Here is a 255-nt window from a genome sequence, read left to right on the forward strand (position 1 = left end):
TATGCATAACAGCACATAAGGCGACTTTTTTAGGTTTACTTTGGGTTAATTGTTTATAATAAGCTAGTAAAACAGGGTTTGCAGCAATGCCGTTTTTTCTAGTTTTTATTGAATTAATTGCTAGGTTGAATAAAACTTTACGCCCTAGGCGAGAGCCACGTTTAGTTAACCTGTTTTTAGTGCTTGTAAAATCGCCAGATTGTGATACAGATGTATCTACACCTAAAAATGCAACTACTTTTTTCGCATTTTTAA

1 protein-coding gene is annotated in these 255 nt (G+C 33.7%); it reads right to left on the minus strand.

Features of this window, described 5'->3' with window-relative positions; all coding sequences use genetic code 11:
- Positions 1 to 255: transposase (locus ACQ3F0_RS26925; protein WP_428868884.1), on the minus strand; the 255-nt coding region annotated here is incomplete at both ends.

The organism is Clostridium sediminicola (assembly GCF_050402865.1).
GTDB lineage: Bacteria > Bacillota > Clostridia > Clostridiales > Clostridiaceae > Clostridium_AF > Clostridium_AF sediminicola.